The following is a 25,885-nucleotide window of genomic DNA, read 5'->3' on the forward strand; positions in this document are numbered from 1 at the left end:
CGGCACAACGACGAGAAAGCCACCCTGAAAGCAGTCATGGAAACCCCTCCGCCGCCCACTCCGCGCACCGAGCCCACCGACGCGGATGTCGAGGCCTTCAAGCAGCAACTGGGCCGCCCGCCGCGGGGCCTGAGGGCCATCGCGCACCGCTGCCCCTGCGGTCAGCCGGACGTCGTGGAGACGGCACCGCGCCTGCCCGACGGCACCCCCTTCCCGACGCTGTACTACCTGACGTGCCCGAAGGCGTCCTCCGTCATCGGCACGCTGGAGGCGAACGGCGTCATGAAGGAGATGACCGAGCGGCTCCAGCGCGACCCCGAACTGGCCGCCGCCTACCGGGCCGCGCACGAGGACTACATCCGGCGCCGGGACGAGATCGAGGTCCTCCAGGGCTTCCCGAGCGCGGGTGGCATGCCGGACCGGGTCAAGTGCCTGCACGTGCTCGTCGCCCACTCCCTGGCCGCCGGTCCGGGCGTGAACCCGCTCGGCGACGAGGCCCTGGCGTTGCTGCCGGAGTGGTGGCGCAAGGGCGCCTGCGTGACCCTCGACGACACCGAGGGGGACGGGAAGTGACCCGCGTCGCCGCCATCGACTGCGGCACCAACTCCATCCGTCTGCTGGTCGCCGACGCCGCCGACAGCGCCCCCGGCGCGGGCACGGCGGGCGGACCGGCCGAACTGGCCGAACTGGACCGCCGTATGACGATCGTGCGGCTCGGCCAGGGGGTCGACCGCACCGGCCGGCTGGCCCCCGAGGCGCTGGAGCGCACCTTCGCCGCGTGCCGCGAGTACGCGGACGTCATCAGGGAGCACGGCGCCGAGCGCGTCCGCTTCGTCGCCACCTCCGCCTCCCGGGACGCCGAGAACCGTGCGGACTTCGTCCGGGGTGTCGTGGACATCCTCGGGGTCGAGCCGGAGGTCATCACCGGCGGCCAGGAGGCCGAGTTCTCCTTCACGGGAGCGACGAGGGAACTGCGGGGCCGCGACGACCTGCCCCGGCCCTACCTGGTGGTGGACATCGGCGGCGGCTCCACCGAGTTCGTCGTCGGCGACGACCGCGTACGCGCCGCGCGGTCCGTGGACGTCGGCTGCGTGCGGATGACCGAGCGGCACCTGGTGCACGACGGCCAGGTCGCCGACCCGCCCACCGAGCGGCAGATCGCCGCCATGAGGGCCGACATCGAGGCCGCCCTGGACCTCGCGGAGCAGACGGTCCCGCTGCGCCAGGCGCGCACCCTGGTGGGCCTCGCCGGATCCGTCACGACGGTGTCCGCGATCGCCCAGGAGCTGCCCGCGTACGACTCCGCGCGCATCCACCACTCCCGGATCTCCCGCGACCGCGTCCGCGAGATCACCGAGTGGCTGCTGAGCGCCACGCATGCCGAGCGTGCCGCGATCCCGTCCATGCACCCGGGCCGGGTCGACGTCATCGGCGCGGGCGCCCTCGTCCTGCTCGCGATCATGGAGCGGACCGGCGCCGAGGAGGTCGTGGTGAGCGAGCACGACATCCTCGACGGCATCGCGTGGTCGGTGGCGTAGCTCTCTTTCATTACCGAACGGTAGCCATCTGCTGAGCAGGCTGGATAACGTTTGAGCGGCTTCGGGGGCCCCGTGAGGGGCCCTCTGTCGTAGGTGCGCGAAAAGGTTCGTGAAGTTCTTCACAAGGAATTCCCTCACGTCGGATCCCCGATAGGGGTCCATTGGCCCTTCCGGGGGCCCAAGAGCCGTTTGAACATGTTCAGATGGAAAGGGTGAGGGTGCCCCGGGACGGCGCGTTCCGGGGGTGTCACGCGACCGTCACGGCCACCGCGTCGCCCTGGAGAGGCAGCTCACGCGGCATTGACAACGGCACCGGCCGTCCTGCGGTTCCCCCGTGCCCGCATGACCTGCGTCACGTGGGCCGCGGAGTTTAACACAGGCCCCGTCAGACCTTGTGAAGGGGCGCACGAGCGACCCCCCGGCGGCGGGTGGATACTCGATGGCATGAGCACCACGGAGCGTCCCAGGATCCTCGTAGTAGGCGGTGGGTACGTAGGCCTGTACGCAGCTCGGCGCATTCTCAAGAAGATGCGCTACGGCGAGGCGACCGTCACGGTCGTCGACCCCCGGTCGTACATGACCTACCAGCCCTTCCTCCCCGAAGCCGCCGCCGGCAGCATCTCCCCTCGGCACGTCGTCGTCCCGCTGCGACGCGTGCTGCCGAAGGCGGAGGTCCTCACCGGTCGGGTCACCACCATCGACCAGGACCGCAAGGTCGCCACGATCGCCCCGCTGGTGGGCGAGGCGTACGAGCTGCCCTTCGACTACCTGGTCATCGCCATGGGCGCGGTCTCCCGCACCTTCCCGATCCCCGGCCTCGCCGAGCAGGGCATCGGCATGAAGGGCATCGAGGAGTCGATCGGCCTGCGCAACCACGTCCTCGAGCAGCTCGACAAGGCCGACTCGACCGACGACGAGGAGATCCGCCGCAAGGCGCTCACCTTCGTCTTCATCGGCGGCGGCTTCGCCGGCGCGGAGACCATCGGTGAGGTCGAGGACATGGCCCGGGACGCGGCCAAGTACTACAAGAACGTGTCGCGCGAGGACATGCGCTTCGTCCTCGTCGACGCCGCTGACAAGATCCTCCCCGAGGTCGGCCCCAAGCTCGGCCAGTACGGCAAGGAGCACCTGGAGAGCCGGGGCGTGGAGATCTACCTCTCCACCTCGATGGACTCCTGCGTCGACGGCCACGTGGTGCTGAAGAACGGCCTTGAGGTCGACTCCAACACCATCGTCTGGACCGCCGGCGTCAAGCCGAACCCGGCCCTCGCCCGCTTCGGCCTGCCCCTCGGCCCCCGCGGTCACGTCGACTGTGAGCCCACGCTCCAGGTCAAGGGCACGAAGTACATCTGGGCCGCCGGCGACAACGCCCAGGTCCCGGACCTCGTCGGCCGCAAGGCGGGCAACGAGAACGCCTGGTGCCCGCCGAACGCCCAGCACGCGCTGCGCCAGGCCCGCGTCCTCGGCGACAACGTGATCTCCGGTATGCGGGGCTTCCCGCAGAAGGAGTACGAGCACGCCAACAAGGGTGCGGTCGCCGGCCTCGGCCTGCACAAGGGCGTGGCGATGATCGTCATGGGCAAGATGAAGATCAAGCTCAAGGGCCGCCTCGCCTGGTACATGCACCGTGGTTACCACGGTCTGGCGATGCCGACCTGGAACCGCAAGATCCGCGTCTTCGCCGACTGGACCCTCGCCATGTTCCTCAAGCGTGAGGTCGTCTCCCTGGGCGCCATGGAGAACCCGCGCGAGGAGTTCTACGAGGCCGCCAAGCCGGCGCCGGTCGCCGCCGCCAAGACCGAGGAGAAGGCCAAGGCCTCCTGACCTCGGGATCATCCCGTACAGCCCGAAGGGGCCGCCCGCCATCCGTGGTGCGGGCGGCCCCTTCGGCGTACGCCGACGGTTCCCCGGCCAGCCCGGGGCGGCCGGGCAGACGGTTTTCCCCGTCAGTCAGGTGATCTTCGCGCCCGCCGCCATGCCGGCGGGCGCATCCGGTGGTACACGACGCAGGTGAGCATCCCACCGCCTCCGGGCCCGCCCCCCGGCCCGCCGTCCGGACCCCTGGGTCCGCCCACCGTCGCCCTGTCGCCGCGGCGCCCCTGGTGGCGCAGGTCCGGTGTGGTGGCCGGCGCGGTGGTGGTCGTCGCCGTCGCCGCGGTGGCCGCGCTGGTGCTGGCGCGGCGCGGCGGCGGGAACACGCCGTCCGCCGGCACGCCCGCTCAGGCCCGGGACATCACCCGCCGGGTGACGCTGACGCCGGCCGACTGGGGGCCCGACGCCGTGCGGAACGATCCCTACGAGAACGACGACAAGGTGGTGCTCGTCGCCGACGACGGCTGCAAGGTGGTGCGGCAGCCGGGGGTCAACATGCTGGGCTACCTGGACCGCAACGTCCGCAAGAAGGACCTGACCGAGTACGTCACGTCGACGGTCATGGTCTACCGCGACGCCGGCCTCGCGCAGGCGGACGCCGCCCGGTTCCGGGCGGACGCGCAGCGGTGCGGGAAGGAGAGCGACACCGGGAGCAAGGCGCGCTGGGAGGACATCCACGAGGTGGACATCTCGACGCTGAAGGGCTTCGACGACGTGGTGACGGCCGAGGAGGGCCGCCTGACCGTCGACACGGCGGGGCGCAAGGCGGACTGGTACTACACGACCGTGACCGGCCGCACCGGACAGTTCCTGCTCCAGGTGACCGTCCTGCGTGACGCCTCCCCGGGCCAGAACCGCGAGGAGGCGCAGAACGCCCTGACCGTCATGCGGGGCCGCCTGTGACAGCCGTCGGGGCCCGGTCCGCCGTCGGACCGGGCCCCGGGGTGCCGTGCGGTCAGGTGGACCGGGTGTCGTCGCCGGGCGGCGGTGCCGTGCCACCGGCGGGCGGTGCCGAGTCGCCGCCCGAGGGTGCCGTGCCGTCACCGGGAGGTGCCGTGTCACCGGGCAGCCGGACGCTGTTCATGAGCTGGTCGTAGTCGGCCTGCATGGTGCCCACCTCGTCCTGGGTGCCGATCACGTACAGCTCGAGCAGATGGCCCTTGACGACGGTGTAGGTGGTGTGGCCGAGGGTGCCGTCGGCGGCGACGAGGTCCGCGTCCAGGGTGGGGCTCCCGTCGTCCGTGGTGCCCTTCTGGACGTGCTCGCTGCGCAGGACGTCGTCGGAGGACCGGGAGTCCTTGTTGTAGTGGTCCAGGTTCTCCTTCAGGGTGCCCGGGAGGTCGAAGTCGCCCCCGTCGAAGACCGAGAAGCCGATGCCCCCGTAGGGGGTCTGCACCTGATGTGCGCGGCCGTCCTCGTCGTCGAGCCGCTGGGTCTCGGGCTGCCCTGGCAGCCGGGCGGAGATCCCGCTCTCCTTGTCGGTGGCCTCGGTCCACCGGTCCACCGAGCCGGTGCCGCCGGCCTCGGCGGCGCCGGTACCGGTGGCGGTGGCGGTGCCGTCCGGGGCGACGGCGGCGGTGTGGGGAGCCACCGGCGTGGCGAAGGCGCTGGTGGGCAGCAGTGCGCCTGAGGTGATCACCGTGGTGGAGGCGGCGAGCAGGGCGAGGCGCTGGTACGTGGAGCGACGGGTCATGGGGTGGCACTTCCTGGTCTGCGGGGTGGGTGGGGGCCGTGCATCCATTAGGGCGCACCCCGCGCGCCGGGTCATGCCGGGGGAATTCGGGGCTTGACCGGTGGCGACCGGACGCGCACACTCCACCGGCCCGCGTGTCGGCGAGGGCGTACGGAGGGGAATGACGGCGATGTACGCGATGGTTTGCCGGGAACGGATGCAGACGGTACGGGCCGATTTCCCCTCACGGAGGTGTGCGCCATGGCCGACGCCGCGTCGCGGCTGACGAGTCTTGCCGAGCAGATGCTGGGAGCCCCGCTCCCGCTACGGGTACGGGCCTGGGACGGCTCGCAGGCCGGGCCGCCGGACGCTCCGGCGCTCGTGGTCCGCAACCGCCGGGCCCTGCGCCGCATGCTGTTCAAACCGGGAGAACTGGGCCTCGCCCGCGCCTGGGTCTCCGGCGACCTGGACATCGAGGGCGACCTGTACACCGCGCTCGGCGCGATCGCGGGCCTCGTCTGGGAGCGCGGGGAGGACGCCCGCGGCCTGGTCGAGGCCGTACGCGACCCCGCCCTCCGGGCCGCCGCCCGTGACCTGCTGAGGCTGGCCGGTCCGCCCGTCCCGCCCGCCCCGCCGCGCGAGGAGGTCCGCAGACCGCGCCGGGGCCTGCACACCCGGCGCACCGACCGGCGCGCCATCAGCCACCACTACGACGTCGGCAACGACTTCTACGAGCTGGTCCTCGGCCCCTCGATGGTGTACTCCTGCGCCTACTGGGAGCCCGACGGAAGCGGCGCCAGCCTGGAGTCCGCCCAGCGCGACAAGCTCGAACTGGTCTCGGCCAAACTCGGGCTGAGGGAGGGTCAGCGGCTGCTGGACGTCGGCTGCGGCTGGGGTTCCATGGCCGTCCACGCGGCCCGCGAGCACGGGGTGAGCGTCGTCGGGGTCACCCTGTCGCAGGAACAGGCGGCGTACGCCCGTAAGCGCGTCGCCGACCAGGGACTGACCGACCGGGTGGAGATCCGCGTCCAGGACTACCGGGACGTCGTGGACGGCCCCTTCGACGCGATCTCCTCCATCGGCATGGCCGAACACGTCGGCGCCGAACGGTACCTGGAGTACGCGCGCCAGTTGTACGCGCTGCTGAGGCCCGGCGGACGGCTGCTCAACCACCAGATCGCCCGCCGCCCGGAGCGGGACGAGTCGACGTACCGGCCGGACGAGTTCATCGACGCCTACGTCTTCCCCGACGGCGAACTCGCTCCCGTCGGCACCACCGTCACCCAGTTGGAACGGGCCGGCTTCGAGGTCCGGGACGTGGAGTCCATCCGCGAGCACTACGCCCGCACCCTGCGCCACTGGGTCGCCAACCTGGAGGCCGGCTGGGACCACGCGGTCGGTCTCACCGGGTTCGGCCGGGCCCGCGTCTGGCAGCTTTACATGGCCGCCTGCGCGCTCGCCTTCGAACGCAACCGCATCGGCGTCAACCAGGTCCTGGCCGTCCGCACCCCCGAGTCCGGCACCTCCGGCCTCCCGCTGCGCACCCGCACCTGGAACACCTGACACGCGGGCCCCCGGACATTTGACACGACGAAGGGCCCCGCCCCGCCGCCGCGGGAGCGGGACCCGTCGCCGTACGGCTACTCGGCCTTGATGGCCGCCAGCATGTTCAGCCGGGCCGCGCGGCGGGCCGGCCACAGCGCGGCCAGCACGCCGACCGCCCCCGCCAGCAGCAGGAACAACGCCATCCGGCCCCAGGGCAGGACCAGTTCGTACGTCGGCATCTTCGCGGCCAGCAGTTCACCGGCCGCCCAGCCGAAGAACACGCCGAGGCCGATGCCCAGCACCCCGCCGAACAGGGAGATCACCAGGGACTCCAGGCGGACCATCCGCTTGACCGCCCGGCGGTCCAGGCCGATAGCGCGGAGCATGCCGATCTCCTGCGCCCGCTCGAAGACCGACATGGCCAGCGTGTTGACGACGCCGAGCACGGCGACGATCACCGCCATGGCGAGCAGGCCGTAGACCATGTTCAGCATGAGCGTGAACGTCTTGGCGATCTCGTCCGAGATGTCCTGCCTGTCCTGCACCTTGATCGCCGGGTTGGAGCCGAGGACCTTCTCCAGCCGGTCCTTGGCCGCGCCGGACGCGCCGTCCGCGGTCCTGACCATGACCTGCATGTCGGCCGGGTCGCTCAGATGCGGGGTGAGGACCTCGTCGTCCAGGATGATCCCGCTGAGCATGTCGTTGCCCTGGTAGACCCCGGCGACCGTCAGCCGCCGCGCCTTGCCGTCCTCGAAGTGCGCGGTGAACCGCGAACCGGCCCGCCAGCCGTGGGCTTCGGCGGCGTCCTCGTCCACGACGGCCTTCGTGCCGCCCACGGTGAAGGAACCGTCGGTCACCTTCAGGTCGGTCAGCTCGCCGATGGCGGCGCCGTCGACACCGGTCAGGAACTCCGTGTCGCCGTCGATGCGGGACTCGCCGTTGCGCAGCGGGCTGCTGGCGGTGACCCCGTCGGCGGCGGCCAGCCTGCGCGCCACGTCGGGGGAGAGCGGGCCGCGGTTGGCCATGGAGACGACGTAGTCCGCGCGGATCGCCGCGCCGGCCATCTTGTCGATCGAGGTCTGGAGACTGCCCGCCATCACCGTCATGCCGGTGATCAGGGTCAGCCCGATCATCAGCGCGGAGGCCGTGGCGGCGGTACGGCGCGGGTTGCGCACCGAGTTCTGGCGGGCCAGCTTGCCCGCCGTCCCGAAGACGCGCAGGACCGGGGCGGCGGCCGCGATCAGCGGACGCGACAGCAGCGGGGTCAGGACGAACACGCCGAGGATCAGCAGGACGGCGCCCACACCCATCGGTCCCTTCGCCGCGTCCGCGTCCATCGACGTGGCCGCGAGGACCGCCGCGACACCGGCCCCGGCGCACACCGCGCCCAGCGTGTTGCGCAGCACCAGCGACTTGGTGGTGGCCTTGGCGTGCACGCTGTTCATCGCGGCCACCGGCGGGATCTTCGCGGCCCGGCGGCCGGGCAGCCAGGCGGCCAGCATGGTGACGAGGACGCCGACCGCGAGGGCGGCCACCACCGTGCCGGGGCTGACCACCAGCGGCCCGTCGGGCACGCTCGCGCCGAACGAGCCGAGCAGCGCGCGCAGACCCGCGCCGATGCCGACACCGGCGGCCAGGCCGGCGACACCGGCGACCGTGCCGACCGCGAACGCCTCGGCCAGCACCGAGCGGGTGACCTGGCGGCGGGAGGCGCCGACCGCCCGCATCAGGGCCAGTTCCCGGGTGCGCTGGGCGACCAGCATGGTGAAGGTGTTGGCGATGATGAACGTGCCGACGAACAGGGCGATGCCGGCGAACACCAGCAGCGTCTGCCGCAGACCGCTCATCGACGCGGAGATGGCGCGGGCCTGGTCGTCCGCGAGTTCCCGGCCCGTCGTGGTCCGCACCAGGTGGGCGGGCAGGGCCCGGTCCAGCGCGGCCTTCAGCGCCGGCTGACTCGTGCCGGCCGCGGCCCGCACGTCGATCTCGTCGTACGTGCCCTTCTTCCCGAACAGCGCCTGCGCGGTCGGGGTGTCGAACAGGACGAGGCTGCCGCCCGCGGCCACGTTGCCGTCGTCGGTGGTGAAGATGCCGCTGACGACCGGAGTGAGGACCGGGCCGTCGACGGACAGGCGTACCCGGTCGCCGACCGCGTAGCCGGTCCGCTTCGCGGTCGCGGAGTCGATCAGCACCTCGCCCCTGCCGTGCGGCGCCAGGCCGCTGACCAGCGGATAGCGGGGGTCCTCGGTGCCCCAGTAGTTGCCGCCGGCGGACTGCCAGTCGCCGCCGACGAGCTTGCCGTCCTTGCCGGCGAGGGCGGTGAACCCGGAGACGGCACCGGTGGCGGAGGCGGCCCCGGGGACGTGGGCGGCCTTGTCGAGCAGGGCCCGGGTCAGCTCGGGGGTCCTGCCGACCTTGTCGCCCTTCGAGTCCTGGTACTCGGGCTCCACGGCCACGTCGACCCGGTCGAAGCCCTTGGCGGAACTCCTCTGGTAGGCGTCGGAGATGGTGTTGGTGAAGACCAGCGTCCCGGAGACGAACGCCACGCCGAGCATGACGGCGAGCACGGTCATCAGGAGCCGGGCCTTGTGCGCGAGGACGTTGCGCAGGGCGGTGCGGAACATCAGCGGGTACGGCCCTTCGCGTCGGACTCGGCGGGCTGGGCGCCCCCGGGGAAACTGCGCATGAGGTCGAGCACGCTGTCGGCCGTGGGGTCGTACATCTCGTCGACGATCCGGCCGTCGGCCAGGAAGATCACGCGGTCGGCGTACGCGGCGGCCACCGGGTCGTGGGTCACCATGACCACCGTCTGGCCCAGCTCGCGCACGGAGTTGCGCAGGAAGCCGAGGACCTCGGCGCCGGCGCGCGAGTCCAGGTTCCCGGTCGGCTCGTCCCCGAAGATGATCTCGGGCCGGGAGGCGAGGGCCCGGGCGACGGCGACGCGCTGCTGCTGGCCGCCGGAGAGCTGGGAGGGCCGGTGGCTCAGCCGCTCGGACAGCCCCACCATCTGGATGACCCGGTCGAGCCACGCCTTGTCCGGCTTCCGCCCGGCGATGTCCATCGGGAGGGTGATGTTCTCCAGGGCGGTCAGTGTCGGCAGCAGGTTGAATGCCTGGAAGATGAAGCCGATCTTGTCCCGGCGCAACTTGGTGAGCTGCTTGTCCTTCAGGGAGCCCAGCTCGGTTTCACCGATGCGCACCGACCCGGAGGAGAAGGTGTCCAGACCGGCCACGCAGTGCATCAGCGTGGACTTGCCGGAGCCGGACGGACCCATGATCGCGGTGAACTCGGCCTGCCGGAAGCCGACGGAGACCCGGTCCAGGGCGACCACGCGGGTCTCACCCTGCCCGTAGATCTTCGACAGCTCGGTGGCGCGTGCGGCCACGGCGGTGGTCCGGCCGGCGGTGGGGGTGGTGGTCACGGGACAGTGCTCCTGTCGGGACGACGTCTGTGCGAGGGGACCTGTTCATCGTCCCGGCGCGGAGCGGGCATGTAGTCAGTCGCTGTTCCGGTTCCGGGGGGCGACTCGGGTCGGACGGGAGGCGGTCGTGTCATACCTGGGGAGGACGGCCGACCCCGAGAGGGCGGGCCGGCGCGGGAATCGCCGCCTGATTGTCAGGAACAGGTGGGCCACCCTCGTTCAGACGGTGAAATTCCGTCATTTCACGTACGGGCGCCGGAGCGGCGGGTCAGGCTGTTGGCACGTGCGGACGGCGCTTTCCCTGGGCTGATGCACCCTCAGGCGCCAATAAAATAAGACAACATCGGTCCAACACTCCGCTGTCCGGGGGATGGGTGCCGATAGGCTCGACTCCTCGAAGCGGAGCCCATGGCCTGCCCGGATGGTGGAAAGCAGACACGGCGAGCTTAAACCTCGCTGCCCCTTCGCGGGCGTGCCGGTTCAAGTCCGGCTCCGGGCACCTTTACCGATACGGCGCCTGACCTGGGGTAATGACCCGGCGGCGCCGTTTTCCACAATTCAGACTGGCGCACCACTGGCGCACGCACCCCTATCCTCCCCTCCATGGCATACGTGCAGGCGATGAAGGGCAAGGGCGGTGCGGTCACCAGTCATCGCGTGCGCTGGCGTCTGGGAGGCGCGCGCACGGGTGAGTGGTAGAAGGAGCGTTTCGACGGTGACGAGGCTGGCCGGGAGGCGGCCGAGGTCTTCCGGGACGCCGTCAACGACGCCGGCCAGCAGTGGCCCCCGGGGTGGGTGCCAGGCGAGGGGTACATCGACCCCTCAGCCGGCGTCGAGGACTCCTACATCTTTCACAATTACGCGCGGGAGGTGATCAAGAACAAGACCGGTGTGGAGGAGCGCTACCGCCAGGACTGCTACCGGGAGCTGGAGACGTACCTGCTGCCGACGTTCGGCAACTGTGACATCCGGAGCCCTGAGCACTTCAGCAAGGCGACCGTGGCGGCCTGGGTCAACAAGATGGCGCAGACGTACGTGTGGCGTGGCTCCAAGCGGAAGCTGATGAGCCCCAAGACCCTCAAGAACCTGCGGGCCCTGCAAGGATGACGCCATGGCTGAGCACGGACTGAGCACGGGCGAACTCCTCAAGCGCGCGGCCCGCCACGGCCAGATGCTCCGGGAGGCCCTGGCCGAGACGGAACCCGAAGGCGGGGAGGGCGCCATCGAGGAGGGCAGCCCGCAGGACGTGCTGCGCTCCGCCGCCTACCGGCTGCTCACCACGGTGGACCTGCTGACTGTGGACGTGGAGGACCCAGGCGAGGGGGAGTGTCAGACCCCCGGCGTACGGTGAAATCGTCCACATGGCAGGCGTGCTACTCGGACGCATGTGAAGCGCCCCGCCCCGGCGTGGAAAACCGGAGCGGGGCGCACCCATGTGCAGGGTCAGGCGGCGGTCGTCCAGCCGGCGCCGTCCGGTGGACAGATCTCCGCCCACCGCTCCAGCAGCCGCGCGTACTGCTCGGCGCGCTCTCGGGTGGCGGGTTGTCCCATCAGGCGGCGGATGACGTCGTTGAGGCGGTCCCGAGCAGGGCAGCACGCTGCGCCCGGAAGCCGGGGGAAGGTGGACATGGGACCACGGTACGGGCGGGGACTGACACCGCCCGCACCCTGATCAGGCGTAGGCGAGCTGCCAGGAGCGGGCGCGCTCGTCCAGGTCGGCGGCGGCCTGGACGCCGCGCCGCTCGAACACCTTCAGCGAGCGTCGGATGCCGCGGACCTCGCTGACGGCGCGGGCGGAGCGGACCCCGCCGAACAGGTGCAGGCTCTCACCCCAGGTGGAGCATGCCTGTTCCAGGTGGCCCTGGGCAGCCTGCTCGCGGCCCTGCGCGGCGAGGGTGAGTGCGGTGATCCGCTGGTGCTCGTGGCCGCTGCCGGGGCGGCTGCGGGCTGATACGCCATAGTGTCGCTCGGCGTTGGAGTGGTCGCCGAGTTCCCGGAAGGCCTTGGCGGTGTGGGAGGCGACGGTGGCCCGGGGGGAGCCCCACAGAGCGGCCCAGAACGGGAGGGCCTGCTCGTCGCCGCGCAGCACCAGGTCCTGCGCCTCGCGGAGCTGGGCGACTGCATCGGCGCGGCGGCCGGCGTGGGCCAGGGCTCGGGCGCGGGTGACGGCGAACAGCGCTTCCGTGGACGGGTCCACCTGGCCGTGGACGCGGGCTAGGGCGGCCTCTGCCAGGTCCACGGTGCGCTCCGGTCGGCGGACGTCCATGCCGTTGTGCGCCAGGATGCGCAGTATCCACGCCCCGTGGAGGTCGTCCCCGGCCTCCTTCGTCAGGGAGTAGCTCTGGAGGTAGTAGCGCTGGGCCAGGCCGTGCTCGCCGGCGTCGAATGCTTTCCAGCCGCATAGGTAGGCGACGCAGGCGGCGGCGCCCAGGGCGTCGCGACGGTGGTCGTCGGTGTCGAACGTGGCCCGGCACAGGTCGGCGACGTCGGATCGCAGGTACTGGACGACGGCGCTGCGGCCGTGCTGGCCGCCGTGGCGCTCGTCGATGCGGGTGAACATGTCGACCATGTCCCGGACGGCTGCGATCTCCGCGTGTCCGGCCCGTTGGTGGCCTGCTTCGGCCCGGTGGTGCTGCTCGACGGCCTGGTCTATGCCCAGCGGCAGAGCAGCCGCTGCGACGCTGTAGGCCGCTCCCGTGAGAAATCTCCGCCGGTGAATGTCCGCCTCCCCGATCCGCTTGAGTGTGTCCACCGGATCCGCGCCCAGGATCAGGCCCAGCCGGTCGTGGGCGGGGTCCTGGCCGGGGTCGCACAATCCGAGATCGCTCGGTCGCAGACAGCGGCCGAGCCTGCGCGACAGCGCTTCGGCAATGTACGTGGCGGTCTGTGGCTTCGGCCGGAGGCCTTGGACCCAGTGGCCCAGGGCGGCCTTGTTGGTGCGGAGTAATTCGCCGGCCTCGGCGGCCACCACGCGGACGGCGGCGGCGGCCTGTTCGTACGTGAGATCGGCGTCTCTCAGGGCCTGTTCGAGCGCTTCGTTACGCACGCGCGGGTGATTCCCCATGTCGTCCACCCTCCCAAGCAGGGCGTTAAACCCGTTAGACGCATCAGCGCCCAGCGGTCCTAGTGCACCCAGCGTATTCCCCGTTGTACTCACCGTAAGAGCAAACCGCGCGAAGCCGCTTGGGGGCGTCAGCATGGCGAGCACCACACACCAGACGACGAGCACGGAACGGCTACGGCCGTTCTGGCGTCCGGTCGACTCGACCACCGGAGACCCCGCTTACAGCGGGGTGCTACAGCGGGACGAGCAGGCTGCCGAGGACGCCCGGAAGATGGTGGACACGGTGCTGGCCGTCTGGCACCTGGAGCAGCTCGCGGATGACGCCAAGCTGGTAGCCACGGAGCTGGTGGCCAATGCCTCCCGGCACGCCCGCGGCACGGTCGTGCGGATGGTGGTGACTCGTACGGCCCGCTACCGGGTACGCGTGGCGATCACAGACAAGAGCCGGGCACTGCCGGCGCTCCAGCTCGGGGATCCACTGGCCGAGACCGGCCGCGGCCTGCGCCTGGTCGACGGCGTGTCCTCGAAGTGGGGGGTCATTCCTTACAACTGGGGCAAGAGCCTGTGGGCTGAGGTGGGCACCGCGTGACCGCCGACACCCTCGTGACGCCGCCGTACCTGCCGCGCGCGGCTGCGCCGCTGGACCTGGTCGCGGTGGACGGCACATGGAACGCGGTCACCGTCCCCGCCCTGTGGGGCCGCCTGGTGCTGGACGTCCTGGCGGAGCGTTCCGGGCCGGTCCTGGAAGACCCGGCCGCGGACCACCTGCTGTGGGTGATCCCGCCTGGCGGCGCGGACGGCTGGCCGGACGCCACGGCCGCCGGCGTCCAGGTGCACCGGCAGGGCGCGGAGCTGACGGTGTGCGCCCTGGACGGCCACTGGTGCGGGATGCGGTGGCTGCGCGTGCCGACGACCCGCCGGTGGGACACGGACGCGCGCCTGCTGCGCCTGGGCCTGGAATGGGTGGCCGGGCCCCTCGCCGATGCCCAGCCGATCCAGGTGTGCGTCTCCTGCGCGGCGCCCACCCGGGCCGGCCATCTGCTGGCCCGCAACCTCGGCGACACGGGCTCGGGCTACGAGGTCCACGCCTGCCCGACGTGCTGGCGAGAGATGACCCGAGGCGGCCCCGGCCGCCACCTCCATGTGATGAAGAAAGGTCCCCTGTGACCCCCCGTACCCACGTGGTCTGGTGCTCGGTGACCTGTGCGGCGCTGTTGTCGACGCTGCTGCTGGCCACCTTCACGTGACCACCTGAGCACCCGCCCTGGGCCGGTAGCGGCAGACCGGCTCCCCATGCCCGGACCCGCATCCCTCCCCGCGTGGTCCCCGGCCCGGGGCGGGCCCGCGTTCCGGGCCGACCCTCCGTGGGGGAGTGACGGCGGCCAGGAACACCGGTCCCGGCCGCTCGGACTCCTGGCGGCCGGGACCACCCATGACAGACCGCCGCCCGCGACCAGGGCGGCCGACCTCCCACGAGGAAGCCGAATGATCAAAGAGGGTGCTCACACCTACGTCGACGGGCAAGGGCCCGTCGTGCCTTTCACGGGGAAATACGCGGTAAAGAACGAAGACCCGTTCGCCGTCATCCGTGCCGGCTGGGACGCGGCGGGCATCTCCGGCGCCTACCGTCCGCTGCGCGTCGAGTTCGAGCTGACGGACCGGTGCAACGACACCTGCAAGTCCTGCGGCATGGGCGCCAAGCCCCTGGCCGACGGCGTCACGCTGTCCGACACACAGTTGGATCGCCTGGTCACTGAGTTCGCCGACGTGGCGCTGTCCTCGGTGGCCATCACCGGCGGCGAGCCTTTCGTGGCGTCGCGTCAGCTCTACCGGTTCATGGACCGGGCGCGCGGCACCGTCGATATCGGCAAGATCACCACCAACGGGATCTGGGGCAGCGAGAAGCGCTGCGCGCCGACCTTCGAGCGGCTGGTGAACGCCGGCCTGCTGGAAAACCGGATCTTCGTGCCGCTGCTGATGATCTCCATCGGAGAGCAGACGACACCGCTGGAATACGTGGCACGGATCATTCACCACGTGGTGACCCAGTTCACCGACCGGGAGCTGAACCTGGCGGTGTCCAGCCTGGCGGACCCGGCCGACCGCAAGCACCGCGTGTACGAACTCCTCGCCCTCTACGAGCAGATGTACGGGGACTTCCCGCATGACCGGGTGCACTCGACGATGCGGGTGTACCTGGAGAACGAGCGCCTGGAGGACCAGGCCCCGATCAGCCGGCCGGGCAACACCACTGTCACGCGGTGGATGAGGTCGTGCTACGACTGCTTCGCCCCCACGGTCGGCACGTACGTCCTGCCCTGCGCGCTCATGAAGGCCAACGGGGACCTGTACTCCTGCGCCGCCTTCAACGTCCCGGAGAAGCTGGGGTTCGGCAACCTGCTGCGGGAGTCGTTCCGGGAGATCCTGGACCGGGTCAACTCCTCCGCGTACGTGCGCACGGTGCGCGCCGGCCACGGCCTCAAGGGCGTGGGCGAGGTCGTTCCGCCGTCCGTCACCGACCGGATGACCTGTGACAGCTTCTGCGGGTCATGCAAGCTGCTGATCAACCGCTTCGAGGAGGCGACCGGCCAGCAGGAGCCCGGCGGGCGCTTGCCCACATTCATCCCGCTCCAGGACCTGTCAGTGCGAGGGGGGCAGCGCGCGTGATCACGAACCTGGTGACGGGCGCGCTCGTGGCCGTCAGCGGCAGGCCGCCCGTGGAGTGTGCCGAGCCCGGTCGGCACCTGTTCCACGATCTCGGCTTGGACAGCCTGGGGCTTATGGAGACCGTGACGGCTCTGGAGAAGCTGGTCCGCTGCACCATCCCGGACGAGATCACCGGGCAACTGGCGACGGTGGGGGACCTGCGCGACGCGGTATACCGGTGTGCGAGCGGTGCTCCCCGCCGGATCGCGCAGGCGGAGGAGTACCTCGGCGGTCATACGAGCCTTCACTTCGAGCGCGCCGCCCGGTTCCGCGCGGCCAGCGAGCGCCTGCGGGCCAGCGCCCTGGACGACTCCGACATCCTCGTCGACCTCGGCGCCGGTCTCACCGAGCTGGACTACGTCCTGCGCGCTGAGTACGGATGGCGCGGCCGGTACGTGGCCATGGACGTCTGGGTCGACGGCACCTTCGACCTCGACACCTGGCGGCCCGCGCGGCCCGTCGGCTGGTACGCGGCCCTGGAGGTGCTGGAGCACCTGGCGGACCCGGAGGACCTGGTCCGCCGAATGAAGGAAAGCGCTGCGAAAGGCTTCGTCGTGACGACACCCAACAGCGGTGTAATGGATGTTTTGGCGCAGGACCCCACCCATGTCACACCCCTGGACGAGGAGACTCTCCAGTCGTGGGGCCTAACGACCAGCCTGCACAACTTCTACGGCCAGTACCAGGACGGTATCTGTGGCCTGTGGCGAAAGGACTGACGACGTGGACCTGAGCGGTAGGAAGATCCTGGTCTTCGGTGTCCTCACCGAGACCAGCATGGGGTTCAAGATCGCCGAGGCAGCGATGAGGCAGGGCGCGGACGTGATCCTCGCCAACGCTCCGGGCCGGCCCAGCTCCATCATGGGCCGCATCGCCGGACGGCTGCCGAAGGAGCCGATCGCGTGCCTGTCCGCGGACATCACCGAGCCGGGCGACCTGGCGGCCCTGGCCGAGGAGATCGCCGGCCGCTGGGACGCCCTGGACGGTGTGGTGCACGCCGTCGCGTTCGCGCCCCAGGACGCGCTCGGCGGTAACTTCCTCAACACCCCGTTCGAGTCGGTGGCCACCGCCATGAACGTGTCGGCGTTCTCCCTCAAGGCTCTGACGACGAGCATGCTGCCGCTACTGGAGAAGTCCGACGGGGCCTCGGTGGTCAGCCTCACGTTCAACGCCACCGTGGCGTGGCCGGTCTACGACTGGATGGGCCCCACCAAGGCCGCACTGGAGTCGGTCAACCGCTACCTTGCCCGGGACCTGGGACCTAAGGGCATCCGCGTGAACGCAGTCGACAGCGGGCCGATCACGACCATGGCCGGCAAGAGCATCCCTGGCTTCGACGAGCTGGCAAAGCTGTGGCCAGAGCGGGCCCCGCTGGGCTGGGACACCTCGGATGCCACTCCGGTGGCCGACACCGTCGCCTTCCTGCTGAGCAACGCGGCTCGCGCCATCACGGGTCAGGTCCTGCACGTGGACGGCGGTTTCTCTGCCGTGGGCGCCTGACCGCCCACCAGTCCCCGCTGCTGCCCCGGCCATACGCTGGCCGGGGCAGCGCCGCGTTACCGCCCTACTGCCTCAAGGGAACCTCGCCGTGCCCATGCCTCGCGTCGACTTCACCGAACTGCCCGCCGCCGCTCTCCAGGCGGTCACTCTCCACACCGGGCCCGTCCGCTCCGTCCGCACCGTGCAAGCCGGCCACAACTCCGCCGTGGCCGCCGTCCTGGCCACCGCGTCCGGGCCGGTCTTCGTCAAGGGCATCCCCGCCGATCACCCGCAGGCCGCCTCCCAGCACCGTGAAATGGCCATCGCCCCGCACGTGCCTGCCAACTCCCCGCGGCTGCTGTGGCACACGGAGACTGGCGGCTGGCTGCTGCTCGGCTACGAGGCTGTGCAGGGCCGCCACGCGGACTACCAGGCGCCGGCGGACCTGCACCTGGTCCTGACCGCACTGGAGGACGCGCAGCGCCTCCAGGCGCCCGCCGAGGTGGAGCTACGCACCGCCGTGGACCGGTGGGGGCCGTACGCCGACGAGGGCGCCGCGGAGCTGTTCGCCGGGGACGTCGTGCTCCACACCCAGTGGGCAGCGGACGACGTGCTCATCGACGGCCGCCATGTGCGCCTGGTGGACTGGGCCTGGCCCACCCGGGGCGCGGGGTGGATCGACGCGTACATGTGGGCGCTGCGGCTGATGGAGGCCGGCCACTCGGCGGTCTCGGCGGTGGACTGGGCGTGTGAGGTCACCTCGTGGCGAGATGGCGACCCTGCGGCGATCCGGGCGTTTGGCGCGGCGGTCGCCCGGGTGTGGCACGAGATCGCCATCGAGGAGCCCGCCGCCTGGAAGGTGCACATGGCGGTCCAGGCCGCGAAGCTGCGCGCCTACCTCGCGTTGGAGCCCGGCAAGGCGGAGCGCTGACCGCGCCCGTTACTTGGCCAGGCCAATGGCGCTTGTACTTCTTTCGGGTGACAATGAGTTGCGAGGCGCATTCATCTAGTCACGCTGGTCACTTCACGGTTAAATGACATCCGTGTTTCGGCCAGACGGCCGTGACTTGATGGAACAGGCTGCCGCGCCCACGGGGCGTGGTGGAGCGGTATCCCTCGTCCATACTCCGCAGGTTGGGCAGGGAGGCCGCGGGTGGGCCCGGCGGCGAGACGTGCCGCCGGGCCCACTGAGTTATACGGCGCGAAACCCCTTGCTGTATGCGGTCGGCCGCATCTATTTGACGCGATCTCGACGTACGGAAGCACGAGCGGCGCAGACCTACCTCCCGGCCACCGATCAGGGCGCCAGCGTGTGCGCCAGTTGGCGCACCATGCTCCTGCCGGGACGGTCTGGTGGGGTCTGGCCCGGGCCGGTCCGGTCTCGTCCGGGCCGGGCGACCTGCGGGAATGAGAAAGTGCCAGGTCAACGGGGGTCACCTCTTCCGGATCAAGTCCGGCTCCGGGCACCTTCCGTACCGACGACGCCGACCAGGTGACAACACCGGTTGGCGCCGTCATGCGTCCGTACGGCGGCGTCAGGGGCCCGCTGATCCACTGCCGGTGACGCCGCCCACGTCGTGCCGCCGACCGGTGCCAAGGGGCTCAACCTCGCCGTCGGCGACGTCGTCACCCTCGCCCGGGCCCTCGGACCTGACGACACCGGGTTCCTTTCGATCAGGCGGCGGTTTCGTCCGGAAAGGTCATCGTCCGTGGCCGGGAACCGGTCCTGCGCGTAGCGTGTGGGAGAACACGGCAGGGGAAAGATCCTCCTCAAGTATCATGGTCGATCCTTTGCCAATCCATTACTCTTGAGCCAAGGCTGCGCACGGCAGCCATGGAGGAGTGAAATGAGGAGCAGTAACCCGGTCTTCTCGCGACGGGGGTTCAGCCGCGACAACGGCTACGCCGGCTTCAACACCGCACCGCAGGCCGGGTACGCGCAGGGCAACCCCTACGCCCAGAACCCGTACGCGCAGACCGACGTCCAGCACGGTGCCCCGCCGCAGGCCCCGGTCACCGCCGACCGGATGACCATGGACGACGTCGTCGTCCGCTCGGCCCTCACGCTCGGCACGGTCGCCGTCGGCGCCGTCCTCGCCTGGGCGCTGCTGCCGGTCTCCGGCACCAGCTACGGCCTGGCCGTCGGCTCCGCGCTGATCGCGTTCGTCCTGGCCATGGTCCAGAGCTTCAAGCGCACCCCGTCGCCCGCGCTGATCCTCGGGTACGCCGCGTTCGAGGGCGTGTTCCTCGGCGTCATCAGCGAGATGTACAACAGCCGCTGGAGCGGCGCCCCCTTCCAGGCGGTGCTCGGCACCATGGCGGTGTCGGCCGCGACCCTGCTGGTCTACAAGGCCGGCTGGATCCGCGTCACCGCCCGCTACGCCCGCATCGGCATCGCCATCGCGATCGCCTTCATGGTGGTCATGACGGTCAACCTGCTGCTGGTCGCGTTCGGTGTCGCCGCCGACGGCGGTCTGCGCAGCTTCGGCCCGCTCGGTGCGATCGTCGGCATCTTCGCGATCCTGCTCGGCGCGTTCTTCCTGACCCTCGACTTCAAGCAGATCGAGGACGGCATCGCCTACGGCGCCCCGCGCAACGAGTCCTGGCTCGCCGCGTTCGGCCTCACCATGACCCTGGTGTGGATCTACGTGGAGATGCTGCGCCTGGTAGCGATCTTCAGCAGCAACGACTAGCGGCCCCGACGGTCGTACGCGAAGGGCCCCGGACTCGTTCCGGGGCCCTTCGTCGTCGTCCTCGCCGGTGCGGCGGCTAGAGCAGCTTGCGGGCCGCCCTCCTCAGGTCGTACTCGTGCACGAGGGCCTTCGCGTGGCCGTACGCGAGGTCGTACTCGTGCCGGAGCCAGCCGACCTTCTCCTCGAAGCGGAACAGGGCGGGGCCTTCTTCGACGGTGCGCAGCCAGTCGGAGACCTCGCGGCCGGTGCAGTGCGGAATGCGGGCGAGAATGTTGCGGTGGGTCTCTTCGGACAAGACGTGGGACATCGGCGCCTCCGAACGCAAAGGGGATGTGAGCCGGTCCTTCCCGTCACCGTGCCTGAGCGTCCGCGTATTGGCAACAGTGCGGCGCGTTACCCTCGGCGGGTGGTTGATACGACGCCCTTGAGCCGAGCAGTGGATCACTTCGCCGACCGCCTGCGGGCCGCTCCGCAGAGCCGGCTGCAACGGGGGGCCGCCGCCGCGGCGCTGGCCGCGGCCCGGGAGCTGTCCCGGTGGGCCCAGCGGCTGGAGGAGCCGGGCACCGAGAGCCGGGAGATGCCGGATGCGGGGATGTTCGCCGCCGCCGACCAGATCCTGGTGGCCGCGCACGACCTGGCGGTCGTGGTGGAGAGCGACGAACAGGTCGCCGAGGCGGTGCGGCTGGTGGAGGAGGCCCGGCAGCGGGCCGGGCTCTGAGCCGGCGTCAGAAGGACGCGATGACCCGGTCGGCCAGGATGTAGAGCATGTCCTCGCCGCACGCGAACGTCAGGGTGTACGCGCCGGAGATGCCGGAGCCGCCTAGGAGGTACGGGGCCTCGCCCGCTTCCAGGGCCGCCGCCAGCCGTTCGGCCGTCTCGCGGTGGCCCGGGGTCATGCACAGGGTGGTGCCGTCGGCGAAGACGTAGACGTCGAGCGTGCCGAGCGGGCCGGGGCGGACGTCGGACAGGGCCACGCGGTCGGCGGCCAATTGCTCCAGGGCGGTCACCGTGCGCTCGTGGTCGTTCACCGCCGGCGACTGCACGGGTACGAAGTCGGGGTGCGAGGGGTGGCGGCGGCGGGCCGCGGCCAGCTCCGGGGACTCCCCGCCGAACTCGTCGGCGTCCAGGGTCGGCTCGGACACCGGCTCCAGCGGCTCCAGGCCGAGGAAGTCGGACTGCCGCGGCAGGAACAGATCCATCTCGGGCAGGCCCAGCAGCGAGGGGGCGTCGGAGATGTCACGGGTCTCCTGAGCCGCCCAGAAGGCGCGCGCCTCGGCCAGCTCCCGCTCCCGTTCCTCGGCGAGCGCCTCGGCCACCGCCGCGCGTATCTGGTCGGCGTCCGCGCCGGAGCGGGCGTGCGGCAGCAAGGTGCGCGCGCCGGCCGCCCGGTTCCCGGCCAGCGTGCGCTGCAGCTCCGTGAGCTGGCGGCGCAGCTTCAGCACGGTGCGCAGGACGGCGACGCCCACGGCGCCGGTGGCGGCCGTGGTGAGCAGCAGGGCGATCGGCATGGCGCTCACTGACGTACTCCCGGTTCAGACTCGTCCCCCGACTTCCTACATCAGCTTGAAGGGCGGACTATCCCGCTGTCAGTGCGTAACGTCACGAAACGGACAGGAACTTGGCCGCGCGATGCGGGGATGGATTTCGCCGACCCCCTCTGACCTGCGGCGATGTCCCCGGGGAGCGAGATAGGTCACATCCTGGGGGAGATTGGATCACGGAAAGGCCCAGAACCTCGGTGTTTCCTCGGTTCTGGGCCCTTGTGCGACGTGACGTGCGCATCCCGCTACGGACGGTGTGTCAGCGGAGGCGCTCGATCACCATCGCCATGCCCTGGCCGCCGCCGACGCACATCGTCTCCAGGCCGAACTGCTTGTCGTGCCACTGGAGGGAGTTGATGAGCGTGCCGGTGATGCGGGCGCCGGTCATGCCGAAGGGGTGGCCGACGGCGATGGCGCCGCCGTTGACGTTCAGCTTGTCGAGGTCGATGCCGAGGTCCTGGTAGGAGGGGATCACCTGGGCGGCGAAGGCCTCGTTGATCTCGACCAGGTCGATGTCGTCGATGGTGAGACCGGCGCGCCGCAGCGCCTGCCGGCTTGCCTCGACCGGGCCGAGGCCCATGATCTCGGGGGACAGGCCGGAGACACCGGTGGACACGATCCGGGCGAGCGGGGTCAGGCCCAGCTCGCGCGCCTTGGTGTCGGACATGATGACGAGCGCGGCGGCGCCGTCGTTGAGGGGGCAGCAGTTCGCGGCGGTGACCAGGCCGTCGGGGCGGAACACCGGCTTGAGGCCCGACACGCCCTCCAGGGTGACGCCCGCGCGCGGACCGTCGTCCTTGCTGACGACCGTGCCGTCGGGGAGGGTCACCGGGGTGATCTCGCGCTCCCAGAAGCCGTTCTTGACGGCTTCCTCGGCGAGGTTCTGCGAGCGGACGCCGAACTCGTCCATCTCCTGCCGGCTGATGCCCTTGACGCGGGCCAGGTTCTCGGCGGTCTGGCCCATCGCGATGTACGGGTCGGGCAGCAGGCCGTCCTCGCGCGGGTCGTGCCAGGTGCTGCCCTCCTGCTGGGCGACCTCGACGGTACGGGCCTCGGCCTCGGCGAACAGCGGGTTGTGGGTGCCCGGCATGTCGGAGCTGCCGTGGGCGTAGCGGGAGACCATCTCGACACCGGCCGAGACGAAGACGTCGCCCTCGCCGGCCTTGATGGCGTGCAGCGCCATGCGGGAGGTCTGGAGGGAGGAGGAGCAGTAGCGGGTGATCGTGCAGCCCGGCAGGTGGTCCATGCCCATCTGTACGGCGACGATCCGGCCGAGGTTGTGGCCCTGCTCGCCGCCGGGGAGGCCGCAGCCGAGCATCAGGTCGTCGATGTCCTCGGGGTTCAGCTCGGGGACCTTGGCGAGCGCCGCCTGGATGATCGTGGCGGTCAGGTCGTCGGGGCGCAGGTCCTTCAGGGAGCCCTTGTTCGCGCGGCCGATGGGGGAGCGGGCGGTCGAGACGATGACGGCTTCGGGCATCACGGCTCCAGTGGGACGGGAGGGATCGGGCAGGGCCGGTTGGGAAGTTACCCGTCCGTATGGCCCAGGTCACCGGTGTTGCGGTGTGACACTGACCGCAATTGTCTAAGCGCTTGCTTGGCCAGGTGGGCGCCGCCGACGCCACCGGGACGCGACGGCGGGCACCTCCCGCCCCGGCCGCGCCCGCCGCGACGGGCCGACGCCCGCCCGCCGTGACGGGCGGGCCGGCGCCTGCCGGACCGGGGCCGGCGCGCGCCGGTCAGGCCGAGGGGCGGGCCGGCTCCGCTTCGGGTACACGGCGCCGACGCCTCCGCTTGAGCAGCGCCCACGGGCCCCGGGGCCCCGCCGGCATCGCCGCCGTGACCTCCGTACCGGCCTCCGACGCCGCCTCGGCCGCCGCCCGCGCCACCGGCAGGAACCCCTCGCGCCGCGACGCGTCCGGCCGTTCCTCGTCCGCCGGCCACAGGCCCAGCGCCGCGCACACCGTCGGCAGTATCGCCATCGCCGCCGTCGCGTACCCCTCCGCCGAGGGGTGGTAGTTGTCCGGGCCGAACAGCTCCCGCGGGTTCGCCTCGAACTCGGGGCCCAGCAGGTCGCCGAGCGACACCGTGCGTCCGCCCTGCTCCACCGCCCCGATCGTCTGCGCCGCCGCGAGCTGCCGGGACGCCCGCCGGGCCAGCCAGCGCAGCGGCTGCTGCACGGGCTCGATCGTGCCGAGATCGGGGCAGGTGCCGACCACCACCTCGGCGCCGGCCGTGCGCAGTCGTCGTACCGCCGCCGACAGGTGCCGTACCGAGCGGGTCGGCGGCATCCGGTGGGTCACGTCGTTCGCCCCGATCATGATCACGCAGACGTCCGGGACCGGGAACGCGGACGAGAGCACCAGCGTCACCTGGCGGTCGAGGTCGTCGGACCGGGCCCCGGGCAGCGCCACGTTCCGCAGCTCCACCGGGCGCTCCGCCACCGCCGCCAGGCCCGATGCCAGCAGCGCCCCCGGTGTCTGGCCCGCCCGGTGCACGCCCTGCCCCGCGGCCGTGGAGTCGCCGAGCATGGTCAGGTGGAGGGGAGGTTCGCCGGGGATGTCGTACCCGTGGCCGTACACCCCCTCGGCCGTCGGCACCCGGCCGCTGCTGCCGTTGCCCACATGGCGCCGGGCCAGCCGCAGCTCCGTCAGTACCAGGCCGACGGCCGCCGCGCCGACCAGCCCGACCCCGCCCCCGCCGTACGCCGCTCCGGCCGCGATGCGCCGGGCCACTCGCGCCCTGGACATGCTCGTCATGCGTCGCCGCCACCTCCTCGTAGCCGTACACCCACTCCTTGCCCCGTACAGACGGTCCGCCAATCTCGACGGGGAGTGAACGACCGCCCCGGTTCGCCCCGGGGCCTTAGGCTGGCGGCACCACTTACGACCACATTTTGCGCAAGCAACCGGAGACAACGGTGCGATTCCACGACTCGATGATCAGCCTCGTCGGCAACACCCCGCTGCTGAGGCTCAACAGCGTCACCAAGGGCATCCAGGCGACCGTCCTGGCCAAGGTGGAGTACTTCAACCCGGGCGGCTCCGTGAAGGACCGCATCGCCCTGCGCATGATCGAGGCCGCCGAGCAGAGCGGGGAGCTGAAGCCGGGTGGCACGATCGTCGAGCCGACCAGTGGGAACACCGGCGTCGGGCTGGCCATCGTCGCGCAGCAGAAGGGGTACAAGTGCATCTTCGTGTGCCCCGACAAGGTGAGCACCGACAAGATCAACGTGCTGCGGGCGTACGGCGCCGAGGTCGTGGTGTGCCCGACCGCCGTGGCTCCGGAGCACCCGGACTCGTACTACAACGTCTCCGACCGGCTCGTCCGTGAGACGCCGGGCGCGTGGAAGCCCGACCAGTACTCCAACCCCAACAACCCGCTCTCGCACTATCACTCGACCGGCCCCGAGCTGTGGGAGCAGACCGAGGGGAAGATCACCCACTTCGTCGCGGGCGTCGGCACCGGCGGCACCATCTCGGGCACCGGGCGGTACCTGAAGGAGGCCAGCCAGGGCACGGTCAAGGTGATCGGCGCCGACCCCGAGGGCTCCGTGTACTCCGGCGGCTCCGGCCGGCCGTACCTGGTCGAGGGCGTCGGTGAGGACTTCTGGCCGACCGCCTACGACCGCACCGTCGCGGACGAGATCGTCGCCGTCTCCGACAAGGACTCCTTCCAGATGACCCGCCGGCTGGCCAAGGAGGAGGGCCTGCTGGTGGGCGGCTCCTGCGGCATGGCCGTCGTCGCCGCGCTGGAGGTCGCCGAGCGGCTCGGTCCGGACGACGTCGTGGTCGTCCTGCTGCCGGACAGCGGCCGCGGCTACCTCAGCAAGATCTTCAACGACGAGTGGATGGCCGACTACGGCTTCCTGGAGGACGAGGGCCCGAGCGCCCGCGTCGCCGACGTCCTCAGCGACAAGGCGGGCGGCACCATCCCGTCCCTGGTGCACATGCACCCGGAGGAGACCGTCGGCCAGGCCATCGAGGTGCTGCGCGAGTACGGCGTCTCGCAGATGCCGGTCGTCAAGCCGGGCGCCGGGCACCCCGACGTCATGGCCGCCGAGGTCGTCGGCTCGGTCGTGGAACGGGAGCTGCTGGACGCCCTGTTCAGCCAGCGCGCGTCCCTGGAGGACCCGCTGGAGAAGCACATGTCGGCGCCGCTGCCCCAGGTCGGCTCGGGTGAGCCGGTCGGCGACCTGATGTCGGTGCTCGGCGCGGCCGACGCGGCGATCGTCCTCGTCGAGGGCAAGCCGACCGGTGTGGTCAGCCGGCAGGACCTGCTGGCCTTCCTGGCCAAGGGCGGCGGCAAGTAGCGGACCCGGTGCCCGGCCCGGGGACGCCGCGAGCACCGGGGGACG

The 25,885-nt window shown here is 71.2% G+C and carries 25 protein-coding genes, 1 tRNA gene and 1 pseudogene; 18 read left to right on the forward strand and 9 right to left on the reverse strand.

Annotated elements, in window-relative coordinates; all coding sequences use genetic code 11:
- Positions 1 to 36: 36 nt before the first annotated feature.
- The 4 genes from D9753_RS20985 (at position 37) to D9753_RS21000 (ending at position 4,313) form a co-directional block, all read left to right on the forward strand.
- Positions 37 to 573 carry a DUF501 domain-containing protein gene (locus D9753_RS20985; RefSeq protein ID WP_121788386.1) on the forward strand — a complete coding sequence of 179 codons (537 nt, stop codon included), beginning with the start codon at positions 37 to 39 and terminating at the stop codon, positions 571 to 573.
- Positions 570 to 1,538, forward strand: a complete 969-nt coding sequence (locus D9753_RS20990; protein WP_121788387.1) for a Ppx/GppA phosphatase family protein — start codon at positions 570 to 572, stop codon at positions 1,536 to 1,538. The genes D9753_RS20985 and D9753_RS20990 overlap by 4 nt, the downstream gene beginning before the upstream one ends.
- A gap of 444 nt (positions 1,539 to 1,982) precedes the next feature.
- Positions 1,983 to 3,362, forward strand: coding sequence for an NAD(P)/FAD-dependent oxidoreductase (locus D9753_RS20995; RefSeq protein ID WP_121788388.1), 1,380 nt, complete (start codon positions 1,983 to 1,985; stop codon positions 3,360 to 3,362).
- A gap of 186 nt (positions 3,363 to 3,548) precedes the next feature.
- Positions 3,549 to 4,313 carry a hypothetical protein gene (locus D9753_RS21000; RefSeq protein ID WP_163010749.1) on the forward strand — a complete coding sequence of 255 codons (765 nt, stop codon included), beginning with the start codon at positions 3,549 to 3,551 and terminating at the stop codon, positions 4,311 to 4,313.
- 52 nt (positions 4,314 to 4,365) lie between these two features.
- Here the strand turns inward: D9753_RS21000 and D9753_RS36620 are convergent, their stop codons facing one another.
- Complete coding sequence (locus D9753_RS36620; protein ID WP_163010750.1) at positions 4,366 to 5,103, reverse strand: hypothetical protein; 738 nt, start codon at positions 5,101 to 5,103, stop codon at positions 4,366 to 4,368.
- Between the two features lie 240 nt (positions 5,104 to 5,343).
- On the opposite strand from D9753_RS36620, the gene D9753_RS21010 reads away from it, so the two are divergent.
- The gene (locus D9753_RS21010) at positions 5,344 to 6,645 is read left to right on the forward strand and encodes an SAM-dependent methyltransferase (RefSeq protein WP_121788390.1); all 1,302 of its coding nucleotides are present in this window, start codon (positions 5,344 to 5,346) and stop codon (positions 6,643 to 6,645) included.
- Positions 6,646 to 6,722: 77 nt separating this feature from the next.
- Here the strand turns inward: D9753_RS21010 and D9753_RS21015 are convergent, their stop codons facing one another.
- Together D9753_RS21015 and D9753_RS21020 are read right to left on the reverse strand one after the other, a co-directional pair.
- Complete coding sequence (locus D9753_RS21015; RefSeq protein ID WP_121788391.1) at positions 6,723 to 9,251, reverse strand: ABC transporter permease; 2,529 nt, start codon at positions 9,249 to 9,251, stop codon at positions 6,723 to 6,725.
- Complete coding sequence (locus D9753_RS21020; protein ID WP_121788392.1) at positions 9,251 to 10,048, reverse strand: ABC transporter ATP-binding protein; 798 nt, start codon at positions 10,046 to 10,048, stop codon at positions 9,251 to 9,253. The genes D9753_RS21015 and D9753_RS21020 overlap by 1 nt, the downstream gene beginning before the upstream one ends.
- Positions 10,049 to 10,463: 415 nt before the next feature.
- On the opposite strand from D9753_RS21020, the gene D9753_RS36625 reads away from it, so the two are divergent.
- The 3 genes from D9753_RS36625 (at position 10,464) to D9753_RS21030 (ending at position 11,399) form a co-directional block, all read left to right on the forward strand.
- Positions 10,464 to 10,547: transfer RNA gene (locus tag D9753_RS36625), tRNA-Leu, on the forward strand.
- Positions 10,548 to 10,918: 371 nt separating this feature from the next.
- A complete protein-coding gene (locus tag D9753_RS21025; RefSeq protein WP_163010751.1) occupies positions 10,919 to 11,155 on the forward strand; it encodes a hypothetical protein in 237 nt (78 codons plus the stop codon).
- Positions 11,156 to 11,159: 4 nt separating this feature from the next.
- Positions 11,160 to 11,399, forward strand: a complete 240-nt coding sequence (locus D9753_RS21030) for a hypothetical protein (protein WP_121788394.1) — start codon at positions 11,160 to 11,162, stop codon at positions 11,397 to 11,399.
- A 92-nt stretch (positions 11,400 to 11,491) separates the two neighbouring features.
- Here the strand turns inward: D9753_RS21030 and D9753_RS21035 are convergent, their stop codons facing one another.
- On the reverse strand, positions 11,492 to 11,677 hold the full coding sequence (locus D9753_RS21035) for a DciA family protein (RefSeq protein ID WP_121788395.1): 186 nt from the start codon (positions 11,675 to 11,677) through the stop codon (positions 11,492 to 11,494).
- Between the two features lie 43 nt (positions 11,678 to 11,720).
- On the reverse strand, positions 11,721 to 13,094 hold the full coding sequence (locus D9753_RS21040; RefSeq protein ID WP_240468234.1) for a tetratricopeptide repeat protein: 1,374 nt from the start codon (positions 13,092 to 13,094) through the stop codon (positions 11,721 to 11,723).
- 151 nt (positions 13,095 to 13,245) lie between these two features.
- Here D9753_RS21040 and D9753_RS21045 point away from each other — a divergent pair, with 151 nt between their 5' ends.
- The 8 genes and pseudogenes from D9753_RS21045 (at position 13,246) to D9753_RS21080 (ending at position 19,990) form a co-directional block, all read left to right on the forward strand.
- Positions 13,246 to 13,701, forward strand: a complete 456-nt coding sequence (locus D9753_RS21045; RefSeq protein ID WP_121788397.1) for an ATP-binding protein — start codon at positions 13,246 to 13,248, stop codon at positions 13,699 to 13,701.
- The gene (locus tag D9753_RS21050; protein ID WP_121788398.1) at positions 13,698 to 14,279 is read left to right on the forward strand and encodes a hypothetical protein; all 582 of its coding nucleotides are present in this window, start codon (positions 13,698 to 13,700) and stop codon (positions 14,277 to 14,279) included. Before D9753_RS21045 ends, D9753_RS21050 begins: the two co-directional genes overlap by 4 nt.
- A 318-nt stretch (positions 14,280 to 14,597) precedes the next feature.
- Entirely contained in the window at positions 14,598 to 15,779 is a 1,182-nt protein-coding gene (locus D9753_RS21055) for a 4Fe-4S cluster-binding domain-containing protein (protein WP_163010752.1), read from the forward strand.
- Positions 15,776 to 16,537 (forward strand): acyl carrier protein, encoded by a 762-nt coding sequence (locus D9753_RS21060; RefSeq protein WP_163010753.1) that lies wholly within the window; start codon positions 15,776 to 15,778, stop codon positions 16,535 to 16,537. Before D9753_RS21055 ends, D9753_RS21060 begins: the two co-directional genes overlap by 4 nt.
- 4 nt (positions 16,538 to 16,541) lie before the next feature.
- Entirely contained in the window at positions 16,542 to 17,318 is a 777-nt protein-coding gene (gene fabI, locus D9753_RS21065) for an enoyl-ACP reductase FabI (protein WP_121788401.1), read from the forward strand.
- 94 nt (positions 17,319 to 17,412) lie between these two features.
- Entirely contained in the window at positions 17,413 to 18,228 is an 816-nt protein-coding gene (locus tag D9753_RS21070) for an aminoglycoside phosphotransferase (protein ID WP_121788402.1), read from the forward strand.
- Positions 18,229 to 18,853: 625 nt separating this feature from the next.
- Positions 18,854 to 18,958: pseudogene (locus tag D9753_RS21075) on the forward strand (FAD-dependent monooxygenase); the annotation flags it as partial.
- A gap of 186 nt (positions 18,959 to 19,144) precedes the next feature.
- Positions 19,145 to 19,990, forward strand: coding sequence for a Bax inhibitor-1/YccA family protein (locus D9753_RS21080; protein ID WP_121788403.1), 846 nt, complete (start codon positions 19,145 to 19,147; stop codon positions 19,988 to 19,990).
- 76 nt (positions 19,991 to 20,066) lie between these two features.
- Here D9753_RS21080 and D9753_RS21085 read toward each other — a convergent pair whose 3' ends face one another.
- Positions 20,067 to 20,297, reverse strand: a complete 231-nt coding sequence (locus D9753_RS21085; protein WP_121788404.1) for a DUF4287 domain-containing protein — start codon at positions 20,295 to 20,297, stop codon at positions 20,067 to 20,069.
- A gap of 99 nt (positions 20,298 to 20,396) precedes the next feature.
- Between D9753_RS21085 and D9753_RS21090 the strand changes: the two genes are divergently transcribed.
- Positions 20,397 to 20,708 (forward strand): hypothetical protein, encoded by a 312-nt coding sequence (locus tag D9753_RS21090; RefSeq protein WP_205614216.1) that lies wholly within the window; start codon positions 20,397 to 20,399, stop codon positions 20,706 to 20,708.
- A 7-nt stretch (positions 20,709 to 20,715) separates the two neighbouring features.
- On the opposite strand, the gene D9753_RS21095 is transcribed toward D9753_RS21090, so the two are convergent.
- The 3 genes from D9753_RS21095 to D9753_RS21105 form a co-directional block, all read right to left on the reverse strand.
- Positions 20,716 to 21,498, reverse strand: a complete 783-nt coding sequence (locus D9753_RS21095) for a hypothetical protein (RefSeq protein WP_121791203.1) — start codon at positions 21,496 to 21,498, stop codon at positions 20,716 to 20,718.
- A gap of 292 nt (positions 21,499 to 21,790) precedes the next feature.
- Complete coding sequence (locus tag D9753_RS21100) at positions 21,791 to 23,008, reverse strand: acetyl-CoA C-acetyltransferase (protein WP_121788406.1); 1,218 nt, start codon at positions 23,006 to 23,008, stop codon at positions 21,791 to 21,793.
- A gap of 259 nt (positions 23,009 to 23,267) precedes the next feature.
- The gene (locus D9753_RS21105; protein ID WP_205614217.1) at positions 23,268 to 24,287 is read right to left on the reverse strand and encodes an SGNH/GDSL hydrolase family protein; all 1,020 of its coding nucleotides are present in this window, start codon (positions 24,285 to 24,287) and stop codon (positions 23,268 to 23,270) included.
- 161 nt (positions 24,288 to 24,448) lie between these two features.
- Between D9753_RS21105 and D9753_RS21110 the strand changes: the two genes are divergently transcribed.
- Positions 24,449 to 25,840 carry a cystathionine beta-synthase gene (locus D9753_RS21110; RefSeq protein ID WP_121788408.1) on the forward strand — a complete coding sequence of 464 codons (1,392 nt, stop codon included), beginning with the start codon at positions 24,449 to 24,451 and terminating at the stop codon, positions 25,838 to 25,840.
- Positions 25,841 to 25,885 lie beyond the last annotated feature (45 nt).

This window comes from Streptomyces dangxiongensis, from assembly GCF_003675325.1.
Classification (GTDB): domain Bacteria; phylum Actinomycetota; class Actinomycetes; order Streptomycetales; family Streptomycetaceae; genus Streptomyces; species Streptomyces dangxiongensis.